This window comes from Bacteroides sp. 1001302B_160321_D4 (assembly GCF_015667765.1).
Lineage (GTDB): Bacteria > Bacteroidota > Bacteroidia > Bacteroidales > Bacteroidaceae > Bacteroides > Bacteroides xylanisolvens.
In genome coordinates this window covers 1-20,067 of sequence record NZ_JADPLO010000005.1, presented here as the reverse complement: position 1 = coordinate 20,067, position 20,067 = coordinate 1, and the positions used below count along the sequence as shown (strand labels likewise).

Annotated in this window: 15 protein-coding genes and 1 pseudogene; 13 read left to right on the top strand and 3 right to left on the bottom strand. The window is 41.4% G+C overall.

The annotated features are described in order from the left end of the window. The first annotated feature begins 12 nt into the window (after positions 1-12). The gene (locus KFO40_RS03005) at positions 13-270 is read left to right on the top strand and encodes a DUF4248 domain-containing protein (RefSeq protein WP_004311607.1); all 258 of its coding nucleotides are present in this window, start codon (positions 13-15) and stop codon (positions 268-270) included. A 96-nt stretch (positions 271-366) separates the two neighbouring features. Here KFO40_RS03005 and KFO40_RS03000 read toward each other — a convergent pair whose 3' ends face one another. Both KFO40_RS03000 and KFO40_RS02995 read right to left on the bottom strand, forming a co-directional pair. After that, positions 367-2,160 (bottom strand): bifunctional DNA primase/helicase, encoded by a 1,794-nt coding sequence (locus KFO40_RS03000; protein ID WP_008997724.1) that lies wholly within the window; start codon positions 2,158-2,160, stop codon positions 367-369. A 159-nt stretch (positions 2,161-2,319) separates the two neighbouring features. Continuing rightward, on the bottom strand, positions 2,320-3,288 hold the full coding sequence (locus KFO40_RS02995; protein WP_008022120.1) for a Lin1244/Lin1753 domain-containing protein: 969 nt from the start codon (positions 3,286-3,288) through the stop codon (positions 2,320-2,322). Positions 3,289-3,436: 148 nt separating this feature from the next. Between KFO40_RS02995 and KFO40_RS02990 the strand changes: the two genes are divergently transcribed. The 12 genes from KFO40_RS02990 to KFO40_RS02935 all read left to right on the top strand — a co-directional run bounded on the left by KFO40_RS02990 (position 3,437) and on the right by KFO40_RS02935 (position 18,624). Next, positions 3,437-3,775, top strand: a complete 339-nt coding sequence (locus tag KFO40_RS02990) for a hypothetical protein (RefSeq protein WP_008017359.1) — start codon at positions 3,437-3,439, stop codon at positions 3,773-3,775. A gap of 74 nt (positions 3,776-3,849) precedes the next feature. Beyond that, positions 3,850-4,965, top strand: a complete 1,116-nt coding sequence (locus KFO40_RS02985; RefSeq protein WP_004315920.1) for a hypothetical protein — start codon at positions 3,850-3,852, stop codon at positions 4,963-4,965. A 41-nt stretch (positions 4,966-5,006) separates the two neighbouring features. Then, on the top strand, positions 5,007-5,975 hold the full coding sequence (locus tag KFO40_RS02980) for a glycosyltransferase family 2 protein (RefSeq protein WP_004315921.1): 969 nt from the start codon (positions 5,007-5,009) through the stop codon (positions 5,973-5,975). Continuing rightward, positions 5,968-7,419 (top strand): lipopolysaccharide biosynthesis protein, encoded by a 1,452-nt coding sequence (locus KFO40_RS02975; RefSeq protein WP_004315922.1) that lies wholly within the window; start codon positions 5,968-5,970, stop codon positions 7,417-7,419. The genes KFO40_RS02980 and KFO40_RS02975 overlap by 8 nt, the downstream gene beginning before the upstream one ends. 43 nt (positions 7,420-7,462) lie before the next feature. Then, positions 7,463-8,608 (top strand): hypothetical protein, encoded by a 1,146-nt coding sequence (locus KFO40_RS02970; RefSeq protein WP_004315923.1) that lies wholly within the window; start codon positions 7,463-7,465, stop codon positions 8,606-8,608. 4 nt (positions 8,609-8,612) lie between these two features. Next, a complete protein-coding gene (locus KFO40_RS02965; RefSeq protein ID WP_008770970.1) occupies positions 8,613-9,779 on the top strand; it encodes a glycosyltransferase family 4 protein in 1,167 nt (388 codons plus the stop codon). Continuing rightward, positions 9,776-10,627, top strand: a complete 852-nt coding sequence (locus KFO40_RS02960; protein WP_004315925.1) for a glycosyltransferase family 2 protein — start codon at positions 9,776-9,778, stop codon at positions 10,625-10,627. Before KFO40_RS02965 ends, KFO40_RS02960 begins: the two co-directional genes overlap by 4 nt. A 4-nt stretch (positions 10,628-10,631) precedes the next feature. Then, positions 10,632-11,723, top strand: a complete 1,092-nt coding sequence (locus KFO40_RS02955; RefSeq protein ID WP_004315926.1) for a hypothetical protein — start codon at positions 10,632-10,634, stop codon at positions 11,721-11,723. A 166-nt stretch (positions 11,724-11,889) separates the two neighbouring features. Beyond that, positions 11,890-13,530, top strand: coding sequence for an LTA synthase family protein (locus tag KFO40_RS02950; RefSeq protein WP_015531241.1), 1,641 nt, complete (start codon positions 11,890-11,892; stop codon positions 13,528-13,530). 8 nt (positions 13,531-13,538) lie between these two features. Then, positions 13,539-14,753 (top strand): glycosyltransferase family 2 protein, encoded by a 1,215-nt coding sequence (locus tag KFO40_RS02945; RefSeq protein WP_008770969.1) that lies wholly within the window; start codon positions 13,539-13,541, stop codon positions 14,751-14,753. A 70-nt stretch (positions 14,754-14,823) separates the two neighbouring features. Next, positions 14,824-17,481, top strand: coding sequence for an ATP-binding protein (locus KFO40_RS02940; RefSeq protein ID WP_008770968.1), 2,658 nt, complete (start codon positions 14,824-14,826; stop codon positions 17,479-17,481). A 45-nt stretch (positions 17,482-17,526) separates the two neighbouring features. Next, positions 17,527-18,624 carry an endonuclease/exonuclease/phosphatase family protein gene (locus KFO40_RS02935; protein ID WP_008017354.1) on the top strand — a complete coding sequence of 366 codons (1,098 nt, stop codon included), beginning with the start codon at positions 17,527-17,529 and terminating at the stop codon, positions 18,622-18,624. Between the two features lie 47 nt (positions 18,625-18,671). Here KFO40_RS02935 and KFO40_RS02930 read toward each other — a convergent pair. Continuing rightward, positions 18,672-20,067: pseudogene (locus tag KFO40_RS02930) on the bottom strand (cell envelope biogenesis protein OmpA); the annotation flags it as partial.

Here is a 20,067-nt window from a genome sequence, read left to right as displayed (position 1 = left end):
GCACAACTATAAATGAAAACAAAAAACAAGATTCTCCCCGAACAAGAAGAAGAAAAAACATTCCAATACCGCACCTATGGGAAAGGCGAGCTCGCCTTGTTGTACCTCCCCAATATCCTGCAACAAAGCGCAGTAGACCGATTCAACGAATGGATTGAAGCTGCACCCGGACTAAAAGAACGGCTCCTGGCCACCGGCATGAATCCACGCAGCAGATACTACACTCCCGCACAAGTAAGGCTCATCGTCGAAGTACTCCAAGAACCCTAATTGAAGTATTAAGTATTAGGTATCAAGTATGGTAAACGCATCGCAACAATGGATAACATCATAATACTTAATACTTGATACTTAATACCTAATACTTTAAAACAGCTCTTTTTCAGGTAGCCAGCAGGAGTTGTCGAACATTGTATTTCGGACACGCTGGTCAGCGGAGAGAGAAGGGTCGTGAGATTCTTCACAGGGCAGGTATCGTCCGCTTACGGGATCGTAGACAAAGGATGCCATTCCACCGACACCAAGATGCTTGAATTTCACCTTGTCCACGTATACGCGTGTGGCACCAACCTCCTTGTCACGTTCCACAATGATACCGTAATCCGCTTTGTTATAGAAATCGGCAGAGCCGTTGATGTCGTACATTTCCACACGAGGGGTAATGCCCGTGACAGGATTACGGTTCATTTTACGAGGATGGACTACGACCACGAGCAGGCAATTATGTTGCACGGCAAATTCTGTAAATTTATTCAACAGGTTCGAAATATATTGCGTTTCCGTCTGTCCAGGCTGCGGGTTATGGTCGAAACGGTTGAGCGGGTCGAAGACAATGATGCGGCAGCCACGGCGGACAACGAGTTCATGAGCCTTAGCCAGTACACGATCCGGAGAAACATTACCTTTCAGAGAGATATGAGAGACGTTTTCAGTCAGAAAATCTTCCGAGTTCGCAAGGAGTCCCTCCGTCATGCCACAGCCGTTTTGAAAACGGTGTCCGGTGAGTTTCTCAATCAGTTTGCGGAGATGATAGACGATGGGGGTATTTTCCGGGCTAAAGAACCCGATTTTCCATTGATGCCGCAGGCAGAGACGCAACACCAATTCGTCCACCCACTCGGATTTTCCTGCACCGGGAACTCCGGTGACGTAGACACTTCGCCCACGTTCATACGTGCAGATCTTATCCATCTCCTCCCATCCCGTTTCCGCTCCGGGACCGAAGCCGTTGTCGAAAAGAGCCCGCAGATCGTCATGCAAGTCGGCAGCGGTGAAGATACCTTCGAGCGGAACTTCTGCTGCCTGTTCGATGGCGATACGGAGACTGGCGATACCATATTTGCAGAGATGCTCGTTGGCATCTTTACACTCCGGACCGTAAGTCACCACCCGGCAGCGTTCAGCTCCCAGCCGGTTGATGAGTTCATTGCGCAACCGGATTCCGGCAGAATCAGCATCAACGGCAATGATGATTTCTTCCAGGTCCTCGAAGTGCGTCTCCATAAAACGGTCGAGCCAGGAGAGGTTCGAATTGGCTCCGGCCGGCACGGAGATGGCGCTTTTGAATCCGGCGGCGATGGAAGAAGCAGCATCCAGTTCCCCCTCGTGGATGATGCAGGAGGTTTGCCCCAGGATGGAGTCGATGTTGTAGGGAATCAGTTCGGCACCCTGCACCATTTTGAAAAGTTTCGGGAGAGCGCGAAATTTGGTGTTTATCAGTTGTTCCCCTTCAAAATAGTTGAAGCAGATGCAACGTTCCTTTTTGCCGGATTGCGGCATAAATTCTTCCTGTTCGGTGATGCGTAGGGCGGCTATGACGGACTGCGGGATGCAACGCGTCTCCACCAGCCAACGCTCCGTGTCTTCGGAAAGCGTGGTTTTCGAGGCATCAAACACTGGACGCTGAAAATGCTGCGGAATGGCTGCTGCACGACGCTTGCGGGCTGCCACACGTTCGGCATTCTTGCGCTCTTCCACATCATCGGGAACATAAAAATCAGCGCCACAATGATAACAGTGACAGTGGCCCGTGTCGACGTTGACACGTAGCGAACGGTCGCGCTTATTCTTGCGGGTAGGAAGACATTTTTTACAAATCGTCTTGAGGACTCCACTCGATTTACCGTGGATGTCGACATCATAGTTGGCAAAATTTCTCATATTTTTTTCCTTTTTTCTAATTAAAAAATAGTTTAAAATAATCATTCACACGCAGAGGACTTACCTGCCGGACGAGCTTCCGTTACCTGCCAGACGAACATCAACAACCTACCAGACGAACATCGGCAACCTACCGGACGAAGCCAGTCATCTGCCGGATTAATGCGCCCATCTTTTCTTCACATCATCCCACACAGCTGATGCATCGGGACGTGGCGGCGCATCAACCGGAATAAGATGTCCCAGATACGTTCGCCGCCCGTCGACGACGCTTTCAAAGCGGTTTACATCCTTGTCGACCGTATTCTCAAGCTCTTTCAGCAAGGTTTCCCTCAACGTGCGACAAGTAACGGAACCGGCCGCGATATAATTTGAAAAATACCGTTTCACGTCCTCCGGAAAAAGCAGTCCCGCTCCTTTGTCATAAAGGCGGATATGTTTTTTGAAGATTTCCAAAATAAGTTTTTGATGGTCTACAAAAAGCTTTCCCAAACCGGAATGCTGCCCGGCCAATTCCATATATGACTGGAAAGTAGAAAGTTGGTCCACCAACTTTTCCCAAGGCAACACGGGTTGTAACGGGCCATGATTGCCTTCATCCGCCAAACGGCTCACAAGAGACGGTGTTTCTATATTACTCCTATTATTGTTTACAACAGAAACACTTCCTTTACTCTCCTCTTCTTTACTTTCCTCTTCTCTCCTCTTCTGGTTTTCAGTGGGTTTTCTCCCTTTACTGACGGGCGTTTCAGCACTTTTTGCCACCTTTTTCGGACGCCCTCCTTTTTTACCGTTTTCGATGTCCATTTTCCGCTTCTCTTCCAAGCTTTTCATCACCCTATCCAAGTAAGAAGAACGAAACATCTGTCGTTCCTCATCCAGTTCGAAGAGATCGAATTCGCGAAGTACCCGCTCCACCGCAACTTCATCCACATCATACCGCCGGGCCATGGCCTTCAGTAAAACCGGTTTGCACGACGCCTCATAAGCATCTTTAGTGCGCAGATGCAACAGCAACATCACGTAAATTCCGAGTGCTTCCGCGGCATTCATCTCTGACATCATACAGGCAATATTGTCGTCATTCAACAAATTTACCTCCAAATTGAAATACTGATCTTTCTTCATTTTCATTTATCATTTATTATTCCACATTTAATACTTCCGGGGCGCAAAGGTGCAAAATGTATTTTATTCCAGCTATCGCAAAAATGAGAGAGGGATTATATATTTTTTATCCGACCTTTGCCAAAAATTATTAATAATCCCAAACAATATGGACACAAAACGCAACCAAACGTTGGAAGAAATAGAAGAAAATAAAATAGTGAACGAGCATTACCAGAACAGAGTAATGCTGATAAAAAAGCTCTTGAAAACGTCACGGCTAGCCACAGTAGACCTCTGCGTGCATATCGACATCAGTGAAGCCTCCTACTACCGTTACATAAATTTCACCAGCTATATGAAAGCAGACATTTTCATACATGCTTGTCTCTTCCTCAAGCAATATATTGAAAGTCACCACATTCCTTATACCCAAGAAGAAAAACGGCTTATAAAAACATTAGACCTGTTTCAGATTTCCTCAAATAGCAACTTAAACTGCAATTAAAACACAGAAAAGGAGAAACTTATCATAAGTTTTATTACATTTGCAATGTAATAAAGGTCTTTAAAACTTAAAAAATGAGTGATAGCGAAACAGACAGCCCATCAATAAAAGCACTGATCGTTTTCAGAGAAAACGGAGAAACCGACAATCTATTTGTTCCTATCTTATGCGATGCTATCAGAATGGCTGGAATCAATGTAAGATACTCCCAAAAAGAATTCTGGGAATCGGATACGACTTATGACATCATCCATTTCCAATGGCCGGAAGAACTGGTGGGATGGACATGCAAAGACCCCGACGTCATCCGCCGCCTGAAAGAACGCATTGATTTTTTCCGCTCGCGAGGAACTCATTTCATATACACACGGCACAACATTCACCCCCACTATGCAAATGATATCATCAGCCGGGTCTACGACATAATCGAATCGGAGAGTGACACCGTAGTGCACATGGGACATTACAGCCAGACAGAATTCATACAAAAATATCCCGACAGCAGGAACGTCATCATCCCGTACCACATCTACCAATACACCTACAAAGAAGATATCAGCATAGAGCGCGCGCGCCAATATCTGAACCTGCCACAAGAAGCATTCGTCGTCACCGCCTTCGGGAAATTCCGCAACCGGGAAGAAAGACGTATGCTGCTCGGAGCGTTCCGCGACTGGGACAAAGAACGGAAACTACTGATAGCCCCTCGCTTATGCCCCTTTTCAAGGCGCAATAACTATGGCAGAAATATCCTCAAACGATGGGCTTCCCGAATTGGCTACTATGTCCTCATGCCGTTGTTAAACCGTATGTTCAGACTACAAGCGGGAGCCAACGACGAACCGATAGACGAGTGCGACCTCCCTTATTATATGTCTGCCTCTGACGTGATATTCATCCAAGAAAGAAATGCACTAAACTCCGTAAATATTCCTCTTGCTTTTCTTTTCCACAAGATAGTCGTAGGACCAAATACCGGCAATATAGGCGAACTATTAAAAAACACAGGCAATCCGACTTTCAATCCGAATCATAAAGCCGATATCATACGGGCACTGAAAATGGCCTGGCAGTTATCTACTTGGGGAAAAGGAGAAATGAACTATACCTATGCACTAGAAAACATGAGTATAGATAAAGTGGGCAAACAATATGCCGAAGTATATAGAGATTTGAACAGCAGATTGTAATGCTGCTGCCAGTATCAATAATTTATCAGAATACGAAATGCATGAAATATAATGAAATAAAAGTCAGTGTCGTCATTCCTGTCTATAACACTGAAAAATATGTTCGTCAAGCAGTAGAAAGCGTGATGTATCAAAGCTTGAAAGAACTGGAAATAATAGTTGTAGATGACGGATCAACAGACAAAAGTTTAAGTATAGTAGAAAAACTGGGTGACACTGACAAACGTATACAAATATATACACAAGCGAATCAGGGACAATCAATTGCGCGTAACAGAGGGATCTCACACGCACACGGAGAATATATCTATTTTATGGATAGCGACGATCTGCTGGAAGAAGATGCTTTGGAATTGTGTTATCATAAATGCAAAGAAGAAAAACTTGATTTTGTATTTTTTGATGCTTTAGTTTTCTTTGAAAACAACGTTGAAAATGCTCCAACACTGAATTACAAACATACAGAGAAATTAGAAGACAAAATCTATACCGGCCAGGAAGCACTTGAAATTCAATTACAGAATAAAGAATATACTCCTTCCGTTTGCCTGCACTTTATTCATAGAAACGTGATAGAAAAACATAATCTATCATTTTATCCCGAAATCGTACACGAAGACCAACTGTTTACTACCTTGCTTTATCTACAAAGCACGAAAGCAGCTTGCATTAAACGAACTTTTTTTCATCGTCGTATGAGAAAAGATTCTACAATGACGAGTAAATTCGCAATGCGGAACATAAAAGGATATCTTGTCGTCACAGAAGAGATTCTTAGCTTTAGAAGACAGACTACCGAAGATAAAAATAAAGAAATTATTGATTTATATTTATCTCAAATGCTTGACGCTGCCATGTGGCAAGCACATTCACTAAAATTACCGGAGCGGATCAAACTCGCACGGTTGTGCCTGCAAAAATATAAAAAGTATGTATCGACAAAAACGATAGGGGCATTACTTTTCAAATTCCTATTTATAAACCATAAAAAAACGGTCGACAATGGCTAGCAACATTAAAAATCAACTCTTTTCAGGAGTGTTCTATACCGCACTGGCCAAATACAGCGGCATTGTCATTTCTCTTGTAATAGCAGGAATACTGGCCCGCCTCCTATCTCCGGACGACTTCGGAATCGTAGCCGTTGCCACCGTAATCATCGCTTTTTTCAGCCTCCTCACCGATATGGGAATATCTCCCGCTATCATACAGCACAAATCACTGACAAAAGATGAACTATCAACTATTTTCTCGTTTACCGTATGGACCGGCATCGGAATCAGCATCTTGTTTTTTGCAGCTTCATGGATGATTGCCGACTATTACGAAAGCGAAATCCTGCGGACACTGTGTCAACTGCTGTCCGTTAATCTATTCTTTGCCTCCGCCACCATCGTGCCGGGAGCACTATTCTATCGGAACAAGGAATTCAAATTCATCGCTATCCGTAGTTTCGTTATCCAGATTTCCGCAGGTGCGGCAGCCGTGACTGCCGCCCTCTGCGGAGCAGGATTATATGCACTGATTATCAACCCAATAATATCCAGCATACTCATATTCGTCATCTCCTACCAGCGCTATCCGCAACGACTGCGTTTCACGCTGGGGCTGACGGCGCTCCGGAAGATATTCTCCTATTCCGCCTACCAGTTTCTATTCAACGTCATCAACTACTTCAGCCGCAATCTGGACAAATTACTGATTGGCAAATACATGAGTATGTCCGACCTCGGATATTACGAAAAATCCTATCGCCTGATGATGCTTCCCTTGCAAAACATCACCCAGGTCATCACTCCTGTAATGCACCCCATCTTCAGTGATTTCCAAAATGACAAAGCAAAACTAGCCACCTCTTATGAACGTATTCTCCGATTCCTCGCTTTCATCGGATTGCCTCTTAGCGTGCTGCTCTTCTTTACAGCAGAGGAAGTAACGTTGATTATTTTTGGAGTCCAATGGCTGCCCTCCGTACCCGTTTTTCGGCTACTCTCCCTGTCCGTAGGAATTCAGATCATACTCTCCTCGTCCGGTTCCATCTTTCAGGCGGCAGGCGATACACGGAGCTTATTTGTATGCGGAGTGTTCTCGTCTGTGCTCAACGTGACAGGCATACTGCTCGGAATCTTCTATTTCGGAACGCTGACAGCAGTGGCTAGTTGCATTGTGGTGACGTTCTCCATCAACTTTATACAATGTTACTGGCAAATGTACCGGATAACCTTCCGTCGAAGTGCGTGGCCATTCATTCGTCAGCTTATTTCTCCGTTCATCATTAGCATTTTGATAGCATTAGCCCTCATTCCCATGCAGTATGCACTGGAAGGGATGAATATTTTTGTGACAATTATAGCCAAAAGTATCGTTAGTTTTATTATCTTTGGCATTTATATACAAATGACGCATGAGTATGACATTATCGGCAAAGTGCGAAGCATCCTGTGTAAGAGATAATAAAAAGAACAGAATAAACAATATATAGAGATTTGAGCAACCAATGAAAGCCTTATTCCTTATATTCCACGGCTTCGACAAAGCCAACGGAATTAGCAAAAAAATACACTATCAGGTAAAAGCCCTCAAAGAATGTGGGTTAGATGTTCGTTTATGTTATTATGACATAAGCCCTTCCGGTGAACGCCGCTGGATGGCAGACAATGCAGTGATTGCTGAATTGGGACAAGGAGTGTTTGCGAAAATTCGGAAACGGTTGGGCCTAAACTGCATAGCAAACTACGTACTTCGCGAAAATATACATTTTGTCTACATCCGTTCATATCATAATGCAAACCCTTTCACCATAAATATGGTGAAACGTATGAAGAAAAAAGGAGCAAAAGTGGTCATGGAGATACCGACTTTTCCTTACGATCAAGAGTACATCACATGGCCTATGAAATTCAAAAGGCTCACAGATCGTTGTTTTCGTCATCGCCTGGCCTCTTTCCTTAATGGAATAGTCACCTTTTCAAACGCTAAAAATATCTTTGGCGAACGAACAATCCGCATATCTAACGGAATTGATTTTGATGCCATTCCTATGAAGAAACAAATGAATGACACGACACATGAGCTACATTTAATAGGAGTAGCTGAAGTACACTATTGGCATGGATTCGATCGACTTATCCGTGGATTAGCTGAATATTATTGTACGAATCCTGACTACAAAGTTTATTTTCATATCGTGGGACCATTATCCGGCGAACGTGAAAAGCAAGAAATCCTTCCCGTCATTCGTGATAATAAACTAGAATCTTATGTTATCCTCCATGGACCACAGCATGATCAGCAACTTGACGCCATGTTTGAGCAGGCAGATTTTGCTATCGGTAGTTTAGGCCGACACCGCAGTGGTATCACACATATCAAAACTTTAAAAAATCGCGAATATGCTGCACGAGGATTGGCATTTACTTATTCAGAAATCGACGAAGATTTTGATAAGATGCCTTACATTTGGAAAGCACCACCAGATGAATCACCTATTAATATTCAACAGTTAATCAGCTTTCAAAAGTCTCTGACTATGACTCCGCAGAATATTAGAGAATCTATCCGTCCATTGTCCTGGACAGCGCAAATGAAAAAAGTCATCGATGAATTGGACATCAGACCACAGCATACAATACTTGAAAAGTAATCCGATGAATAAAAAAGTAAAAATAGCCTATTGCATCCCCTCGCTCTATTATCCTAGTGGAATGGAACGTGTACTTACACTAAAAGCAAACTATTTTGCAGAACATTTAGGGTATGACATACACATCATATTGACCGATGGAAAAGGAAAAGAACCTTACTATAAATTGTATCCATCCATCACCACCCATCAGCTCGACATCAACTATGACGAATTGTATGGCCTTTCCTTACCGAAACGAATTCACCGATATTGGAGCAAACAGAAATTGTTTAAAAAAAGGCTGGAGACATGCCTCAATGAGATTGAACCGGACATTACCATCTCTCTCTTACGACGTGATATAAACTTCATCAATAAGATGAAAGACAAAAGCATTAAGCTTGGAGAAATCCACTTCAACAAGTCCAATTACCGGGAATTCAGCGACAACTGTCTTCCTGGTATCATTCAGCGTGCCGTCAAGCAATACTGGATGTGGCAACTCATCAGGCAGGTGCGACAACTCAAAAGTTTTGTCGTCCTTAGCCATGAAGATGCTGCCGAATGGACAGAGCTCAATAATGTAACCGTAATCTACAATCCACTCCCGTTTTTGCCGGAACAACAATCGGATAACACCCCCAAACAGGTCATTGCCGTAGGCAGATATGTCCCTCAAAAAGGATTTGACCGTTTAATATCTGCTTGGAGCATTGTCAATAAAAAACACCCGGACTGGATTCTCCGTATCTATGGTGATGGTATGCGGGAACAACTTCAGAACCAAATCTACGAACTAGGAATTAGCCCCAGTTGTATTCTGGAGCATAGCACACCGGATATTGTCGATAAGTACTGTAAAAGTTCTATCTTCGTCCTTTCTTCGCGTTATGAGGGATTTGGCATGGTTATTATAGAAGCAATGGCATGTGGAGTACCTCCCGTCTCATTTACATGCCCCTGCGGACCGCGTGATATCATCAGCGACGGAATAAACGGACTATTAGTAGAAAACGGTAATATAGAGGGATTAGCAGAGAAAATCTGCTATCTGATAGAAAACGAAAATGTACGACGAGAAATGGGACGGCAAGCTCGAATGGATATAGAACGTTTCAGGATCGAACCAATCGCAGAACAATGGAAAACATTGTTTGAAAGTATCATTGAAAAAAATAAAGATTTATGAAATGGTATACTAAATATCTGCAAGTTTACGAACAACCTTTCGATTCAGCACCAAAGGAAGCAGTAGATTTCGTAAAAACTAAATTGCAGAAATTATCGGAAAACAAACAACCCTTAGCATCTGTCATTCTCATCTGCTATAATGAAGAAAAGCGTTTGCTAAGTTGCTTATGGTCGCTTTGTGACAACATCTGTGACTTTCCGATTGAAATTCTGGCTGTCAACAACAATTCTTCCGATCGAACTGAAAGTGTGCTCCAACAGTTGGGAGTCACTTATTTCAATGAGCTTAAGAAAGGACCGGGACATGCCCGCCAATGCGGATTAAACCAAGCAAAAGGAACATACCATATCTGTATTGACACCGATACCATGTACCCGAACAATTACATCAAGACACATGTAAAAAAACTAATGCAACCAAACGTAGTCTGCACGTTCAGCCTTTGGAGCTTTATTCCTGATGAGCAACACTCTAAATGGGGATTATGGTGGTATGAATCATTAAGAGACTTTTACCTGCGCATTCAAGCCATACAGCGTCCGGAACTTTGTGTACGCGGCATGACATTCGCATTCAAAACAGAATTAGGCAAGCAGTTAGGATTCCGCACAGATATCATTCGTGGTGAAGACGGCTCACTGGCTTTAGCGATGAAACCTTACGGAAAACTCGTCTTTATCCATTCTTCAAAAGCACGGGTTATAACCGGATATGGAACAGTAGGAGCAGATGGAGGACTGTTTAAAAGCTTCAAAGTGCGTTTTATCAAAGGATTAAAAGGTATTGGAGGATTATTCACCAGAAAGAAAAAATATAAAGATAAAGACAATAATTTAATCAAATAAGCAAATGAAAATAATAAGAAAAATTATTCTAGTTGTTATTTGTGTAATATTAGTTGACTATATATACCAGTATAATCAATTTCAAAAGTATAATCAGGCTCCATTAATTATCAAGACTCCGGAAGGTAGTAACCAACCCTATCACCCATCAGTAATATACATTCCGGAAGGATGGAATGGATATAAATACTGGATGGCGGAAACTCCATATCCCTTAGGTGAGGATGGTGATTGGAAAGGATTGCCTCCATATAGAGAACGATGGGAAAATCCATGTGTGCATGTATCTAAAGACGGAATACATTGGAACGATTTTGAGGACTCTCAAAATCCAATAGATGATTTAGACGAAAACAATATTATAAATAAAGATTATTTTTCAGACCCACATTTAGTCTTTTATAAAGATACTTTAGAGTGCTGGTACCGCATCAGCCATCAAAAAAATAATGCTACTTATATATTACGCAAATATACTCTCAATGGAAAAGACTGGTCTCCCCGAGAGGTGATGATAAATCTACAAGATACCTCTATCATAAAAAATGAAACAGGTAATATGGTTATAAGCCCTGCGATACATAAAGGTACTAATGGATATGTAATGTGGTATGTGAACAGTATAGAAAAGCCAAGAGAAATCTGTAGAAGTTTTTCTACAGATGGGAAAAAGTGGAGCAAAAAAGAAACATGTCATCTACCTGACAATTCTGTTACCCCTTGGCATATTGATTTAGCATATATAGACAAAATATATTATCTAGTTATATATGATTATGATACTAATAACCTAGTATTATACTCCAGTTCCGACGGCTTATCATTTAACAACAAAAAATATATATTATCCAAAGCTCCAATGCTGGGTTCTTTTTATTCCTATGGCTTATATCGAAGTTCACTTATTAAGGACAATGAAAAATATAAGCTATATTTTAGTGCTTTTGAGAAAAAAACTGCTATAGGACTAATGGAAGGAAATTCAATAAGTACATTACATGCTACTTCTGCAGAGGGAAATTTTATATCTTTCTGCAAATTTCCAATTGTATATTTGAGGAATAAAAAACAGTCGCTAAAGGAATTATTTCAATAGCATAGTTGAAAACAAACAATATAATTATGATTGGCGGCACCTTAAGCGTATTTAAAAGTATTTGCAGACAAAATAGTGAGATAGAAATATGAATATAAAATTATTAATCAAACAATTTACATTCCCCTTGTCGTTAATATTACTATGCTATATTAATTTACAATACATGCACTACTCAATTCTTATTGATAAATATTCTCTTACTCCATTCTCATATCTGGAGAATATCATTCATGCTTTTATCGATATATGCCTATTATTCTTTATTCCACTTTATCTAATTGGAAAAAAGACTTATTTATTTTTCATTCCATATACTATCATTACAATACTGGTAATTGTAAATGTATCTTATAGTAGATTCTTCTACACATATATGCCTCCAATATTATATGGAGAATTCAACAATCTTGACGGACTATCAGCTAACGTATTTGCAACTATTAGGTTCTCTGACATTACAATACTAATAACAACTCTTGCAAGTATCTTATCTTATAAACAATTTCATAGAGCTTATTCTGAAATAAGAAGAAAGACACGAAGAATCTTTTCCCTTTACATATTAGGAATTGCATTTATTTTATTAGGAGGATTAATAGCTACAGCAACAATACATTGGTCATCATTAAACTACAAGTATGTTCACCCTTTTAAAAATAGTCCAACAGAAAGTATATTCAAATTCGGAATAATTTATGGGACCATTATACAATGTGCATCAAACAACAAACAAGACTGTAACCCAGAGGAAGTGGCAAAACTGGAACCATTCTTTTACGAATCAAAATATAGTATTGAATATCCACCAAAAGAAAATATTATTCTCATTATAGTAGAATCCCTTCTTTCGTTCCCTACAGATCTAAAAATAAATGGAATAGAAATTACTCCTACCCTCAACAAATTAGTAGAAAAAGGAGCATACTACAATAATAACATGACTTCTCTGATACAATTAGGCGAATCGAGCGACGGACAATTCACATACCTCAACGGACTTATACCCAAAACAAAAGGTGTTACCATTTACGATTATTTTAATAATACTTTCGTGTCCTTGCCCAAACTTTTAAAGAAACAAAAACCTGGAATCGAATGTAGAATGGTTATTCCTACTTCATCTAAAACATGGAGACAAGATGGAGTATGTATCCAATATGGGTTTGATAAACTCTATTCACGAAAGGAATATACATTGAGTAATTATAAAGAAAATTGGTTAAATGATAAGCTTCTTTTTGAATATGCAGCAAGCATAGACAAAAATAGCAAACAACCTTTTTTCTCACTTATCCTCACATCATCAACGCATTCTCCATATACCAAAGCAGTTGAAGACTACCTCATTCCATTCCCTGACACATATTCAGAAGAATTAAAAAATTATCTATCTAATGTGCATTATATGGATAAATACTTAGGTAAGTATTTGAATTTCTTAAAAGAAAATCATCTTTACCACAATTCTCTAATTATAATAGCCAGTGACCATTCCATTTCAAATGACTGGCTTAAATCCAAAGAAGAAGATAATGTTTCTTTTCAAATCCCATTGTATATTGTAAACTCTCCACAAAAGATCGACAAAACAAGCGATTATGTTATCACGCAAGCTGATTTATTTCCAACCCTTCTTGATTTGGGGGGTATTCATTCTGAATGGAGAGGAGTAGGAAATAGCTTACTTTGCCCTGATTCCATTTTGAACACCGAAAGAGAAAAAAAACGAATAATATATAGAGAAAAAATTTCTGATATTATATTAGATAGTGATTATTTTAAAGGAAAGAAAATATCTAAATAAATACAGCTATGAACGAAATCATCACTCTTTGTCTTGAAATAATTTTCTGGTTTGCCTTGTTCATTGTGTTCTACACATATCTGGGCTACGGAATTGTGCTTTACGTTCTCGTCAAGTTGAAAGAACTTTTCGTGAAGCCTGTGAAGCGTTCGTTGCCGGCATCGGACGCTGGTTTGCCGGAAGTGACTCTCTTCATTACAGCATTCAATGAAGAAGATGTTATAGACGAAAAGATGGAGAACAGTCTTGAACTGGACTACCCTGCGGACAAACTGCATATCGTATGGGTGACAGACGGAAGCAACGACGGTACGAACGAACGACTGAAAACCCGTTGGCAGGGAAAAGCGACCATACACTTCCAACCCCTACGACAGGGTAAGACAGCCGCAATGACACGTGGAATGACGCTGGTGGACACTCCGCTCGTCGTCTTTACGGATGCTAACACTATGGTAAACCGGGAAGCAATACAGGAAATCGTACTTGCTTTCCAAGACCCGAAAGTGGGCTGCGTGGCCGGCGAAAAACGGATCGCCGTACAGACCAAAGACGGAGCCGCTGCCGGTGGGGAAGGTATTTACTGGAAATACGAATCAACACTGAAAGCACTTGACGCCCGCCTCTACTCTGCTGTAGGAGCAGCAGGCGAACTATTTGCCGTGCGTCGTGAACTATTCGAAGCAATGGAACCGGATACGTTGCTCGATGATTTTATTCTTTCGCTCCGGATCACCATGAAAGGTTATACCATTGCTTATTGCACCAATGCTTACGCCATCGAAAGCGGTTCGGCAGATATGCGCGAAGAAGAAAAGCGGAAAGTGCGCATCGCTGCGGGAGGATTGCAGTCCATCTGGCGACTTCGTCCGTTGCTGAATCCTTTCCGCTACGGGACACTTAGCTTTCAATATACGTCTCACCGGGTATTGCGATGGTCTATTACTCCGTTCCTGTTGTTTGCTCTCTTCCCGCTGAATATTGCGATTCTGCTGTTAGGCGGTTCCGCGATATTCTACGGAGTGCTGCTTGCCATGCAGGTTCTTTTTTACGGATTGGGATATTGGGGATATTATCTATCCACCAAACAGATAAAAAACAAGTTGCTTTTTATCCCCTACTATTTCTTATTTATGAATGTCAATGTGCTGAAAGGCATCCGTTATCTGAAAAAGAAAAAAGGAAGCGGAGCCTGGGAAAAGGCGAAACGCGCTGAAAAGTAAAACAAATGCTATTATCTTTTGTTATCCTTACTATAAGACATTAGTCTCTATCATCTAATAAAAAACAGACATGAACAGAATATTACATGATGCGAATAACGCACAAAGAATATTGAAACTGACGGCAGATACAATGCTATTGGTTGACAGGCACGGAGTCTGCGTAGACATTGAGCCTCATTGTGATCTATGGTTTCTGCAAGAGGATATACTTTTAGGAAAAAATATATTTGAGCTTTTACCAGAATATACGAGAGAGAGGGTGATGCCCATCTTCCAGATTGTACTCGAAGAACAAAGAAGCATCAGCAAGAACTTCAAGTTGGTGCTGAAAGGCGAAACTTTTTACTTCAAATGCCTCATGTTCCCTTATGACGGTATGGTGCTTTGCCAATATCGCGACATCACGCAAAGAAGCAACGTAAAAAGACAGTTGGAACAGGCAAATCTCACCCTGCGGGCTATCCAAAAGGTAGCCCAGATAGGACAATGGACGTACAATACGAAACAGAATATTTTTCATTATCTTGGATATACCGGTGTTTTGTGCGAGGAAAATGTGCAAAACCTTGCCATTGAGAAATATGTGGAACTGATTGTAGAAGAAGACCGTCAGAGTTTTATGGAATGGTGTCGGGTGAACGAAAAAGAACTCAACATGGAAAGCATCAGCTACCGTGTCCGCCTGAACGGAGAAATCTTCTATATGCGTATCCAGACTTATCTGCGTGAACAACGCTCCGACGGTAGTTTCAATATCGAAGGCTATATCCAGAACATCACGGACATACAGCATCGTAGAAATGACATCAATACACTGACTCATGCCATCAACAACGCCAAAGAAAGTATCTTTGCCGCCAAGCCCGATGGCACGATTATCTTTGCCAACCGTCGTTTCCTGTACAATCATGGTATTTCAGAAAACGAAGACATCAGTCAATTAAAGATTTACAATGTCGCCGCAGATATGCCTACACAAGAGGCTTGGAACGAACGTTGCAAAGATGTCATACACGGTGGCAGCAGTAACTTTGTGGCTCATCACCCATCTAAAATCAATAAAGGTATATTGGCTTATGAAGGCACGATGTACAACGTGACCAATGATTCCGGAGAAGAAAGTTACTGGTCGTTTGCCCATGATATTTCCGAGAGGATTCGGTACGAAGCCCAAATCAAACGGCTCAACCAAATCATGGATACAACCATCAACAATCTCCCTGCCGGGATTGTAGTGAAGGAAATCAACAACGACTTCCGATACATTTACCGGAATCGGGAGGCCTACAACCGCGATCTTTATAAGAACGACCCTGTCGGCAAGAATGACTTCGATTTCTACCCGCCTATCGTAGCCGAAAAGAAGAGACAAGAAGATATCCAGGTGGCCACCACCGGAAAAGGTCTGCACTGGACTGCTGAAGGAAAGGACAGAAACGGAAACATGATTATCCTCGACAAACGGAAAATCCGGGTGGACGGTGACGAATTGTCTTCGCCTATCATCGTCAGCATCGAATGGGACATCACGGAGCTGGAAATGATAAAACGGGAACTTCAATCGTCGAAAGAGAAAGCGGAAATGTCTGATAGCCTGAAGTCGGCCTTCCTCGCCAATATGAGTCATGAAATACGTACGCCGCTGAATGCTATCGTAGGTTTCTCGCATCTCATTGCCGAAAGCGACGATGCGGAAGAACGGAAGACGTATTATAACATCGTAAACGCGAACAACGAACGTCTCCTGCAACTTATCAACGAGATTCTCGACCTCTCGAAGATTGAATCGGGAACCATCGAGTTTTCCTTCGGACCGGCTAGTCTCCATAATCTCTGCCGGGAAGTGCACGATGCTCATATATTCCGTACTCCGCAGGGAGTAAGCCTTGTCTATGAATCCTCGGACGAAAGTCTGATGATTGAAACGGACAAGAACCGGGTATTCCAGGTGATTTCAAATCTGATTGGAAATGCTGTCAAGTTTACGAAGGAAGGAAGCATCAGTTATGGTTACAAACTGGCGGACAATCAGATTGTATTCCACGTAACGGATACCGGAACAGGAATTGAACCGGAGAAAGTGGGGCGTGTGTTCGAGCGTTTCGCAAAGCTGAACAATCATGCGCAGGGTACAGGATTGGGGTTATCTATCTGTAAGTCTATTGTTGAACGGCTCGGTGGAAAGATTTCCGTCAACTCCGAATTTGGCAAGGGGACGACGTTTACATTTACTTTACCATACACGATTGCAAATCCTGCAAATGTGGATTCTTCAAAGAAAGAGAATGGTGAAGGGAACATTGCTGGAATAGCATCTGCCGGAAAAACTGCAGATTCGAGTGTTGACAGTTCTGCAAATACACGGCATGCCTGTATTTTGGTTGCCGAAGATACGGACAGTAACTTCGACTTATTGGAGGCTATTTTAGGTAAAGATCACCGGCTTATACGTGCGCATGACGGAATGGAAGCTGTCACGATGTTCGATGAAGTGAAACCGGATCTTATCTTGATGGATATCAAGATGCCGAATCTGGACGGACTGGAAGCTACAAAAATCATCCGTGAACTGTCTGCCACTGTTCCTATTATTGCTCAAAGTGCCTTTGCATACGAACAGGACCGGAAAGCGGCTGAAGAAGCGGGATGCAATGATTTTATAGCTAAACCAATAGCGGATGATAAGTTGAAAGCAATGATTCATAAATGGTTGCTTCCTTCGTAGAGAGCTTAATCCCTCATGATATAACCAGCAAATAATTTAGATTAAATGAAAGCCTTTTACAGACTGTTTTATTACATATCCATCGTGCTGACCAGTATTTTGGCAGGAGTTACCATTGCGGGTGCTTTCGTAGGCAATGCCGCACCGGATAGTTTCAAATTTATGCCTTTCATCGGTTTGATACTGCCGATACTTTTATTGGCTAATCTTGCTTCTGCTATCTACTGGACGATTCGTTGGCGGTGCTGGGTTTTCATCCCTCTGATTGCTATATTCAGCAATTGGGGGTATATGAGCTGTGTATTACAATCGCCTTTTTTCAGTCCGGCTTCGTCACCGATGGTTAAAATGAATGTATATACTCCGGGGGTGTTGACGGTTGCTACTTACAACGTCGATGCCTTTAACCACGAGCATACCGGCTACTCATGCAAGGAGATTGCTTCTTACATGAGAAACCTGCAAGCAGATATTCTCTGTTTTCAAGAATTTGGCATAAACGATGAGTTTGGCATCGATAGTATATCCGCAGCTCTTTCTAATTGGCCGTATCATTATATTCCTTCTTCGCCCGAAGGGAAAAATCTGTTGCAACTGGCTGTTTTCAGCCGTTATCCTATCAAGGAGGAGCATCTTATCATCTATCCTGATTCGAAAAATTGCAGTCTTGCATGTGATATTGAAATCAATGGTCGCACCATCCGCCTGTTCAACAATCATCTCCAAACAACGGAAGTAAGCCAGAACAAGCGCAAACTGGAAAAGGGACTTCGTACGGATGATTCCCAAAGAGTGGAACATGCTACCCTGGGACTTATCGACGGCTTACATGAGAATTTCCGGAAACGGGCCGTACAAGCTGATCTTCTCAAGCAACTGATAGCCGCCTCCCCCTATCCAACTCTAGTCTGCGGTGACTTTAACTCTCTGCCGTCTTCGTATGTTTATCACACTATAAAAGGTGATAAGTTGCAGGATGGCTTTCAAACGAGCGGACATGGGTATATGTATACTTTCAAGTACTTCAAGCATCTGTTGAGAATCGACTATATTCTCCATTCACCGGAACTGAATAGCACGGATTACTTCTCGCCGGATCTTAATTATAGCGACCATAATCCGGTGGTGATGAGGATGAAATAAAAAAGATGCTCCGTTTATTGAACGAAGCATCTTTTTATATAAATATTCTAGAATGTAAACTTAACGCCTAACTGCATCTGCCATGCACTACCTGTAGAAGCAGTATAATCCCATTTAGAATTTTTCTGGAACACCTCGCGAGAAGATGCATTCATCTGATAAGTAAGAGGTTCTCCTACCTTACTTGCTGTTTTTAACAACCTTACATTATCATAACTCTGCAAACCGCAAGAGCGATAAGCCCCCCACTTCGAATTTAATAAGTTACCAATATTCAACATATCAAGACTTACTTGAATACCGTACTTACGGCTACCAATCTTAGCATAAAAATCCTGTGCTATCTTCATGTCAAAACGGTGAATCCACGGTTCTAAAGAAGAAGCACGTTCTACATACTGCCCCTTGTGATCATTCAAATAAGAGTCATTATTTACATAGTTCCAAAAATCTTCTTGTTGGTCTACCGCCGAATAAGTCACATTATTTTGTTTATCTTTAATATCCACAAATGTCATTTCTTCTTTAGAAGCAGGCACATACATCAAATCGGAATAGTTTCCGTCACCGTTCATATCATTAGAATAGGTATAAGAAAAACGTCCTTGTTGGTAACCTGTATAGAACAAAGAAACAGTCGTTTTCATATTCGCATAAGCAACTTCATAAGAAGCATTAGCTATCAAACGATGCGGGGTAGAAAATAAAGAATAAGAGACACCCGGATCATTCAATGAATTAACTGCAACATTATTCTGCCATACTGAAGCCGCCGATGAACCTGGATTTGCCGTCATATCTTTAGCCATTGTATAAGTGTACCCAAATGAACCTGTAAAGCCAAAATCAAATTTCTTCGTTAATACTGCATTAAAAGAATATTGATAACCTTTTTCATCCCCATTAGTCAACTGTATAACGGTTTTCGTCTTAGGATTGTCATAGTAATTATTCTTAGTCCAATATACACGTCCCGGTTGTTCATTATAGGTTCCAGAAGGGGCCTTTTCGTTCATATTCTTCTGAACAACATTATATATATCACGTGTATACATAGCACCAACAGAAAGCATAAATCCATAAGGTAACTGAAACTCTGCATTTACATTACTACGCCAAACTTGAGGCATTTTAAAATTCGGATCCACATAAGCTATAGCACCGGGGACCTCATTTCCCGGAGTTGATGGAAACATATCCGGATTTTGGGTAAGAGTTTCTTTATAATTTGGATTAAAAGCAAAGTTTGCCGGTAATTCCGAAGTCTCAAATTCAACCATATTTTGCATCTGACCTGCATTTGTCGGTTGGTTAGTGAACCATACAAATGGTAATAACCCTGTAAACAAGCCTGTACCTCCAGTCAAAACAATAGAACGGTCACCTTTTATATCCCAATTAAATCCTAAACGAGGAGATATTAACAATTTACTTTTCGGCCAT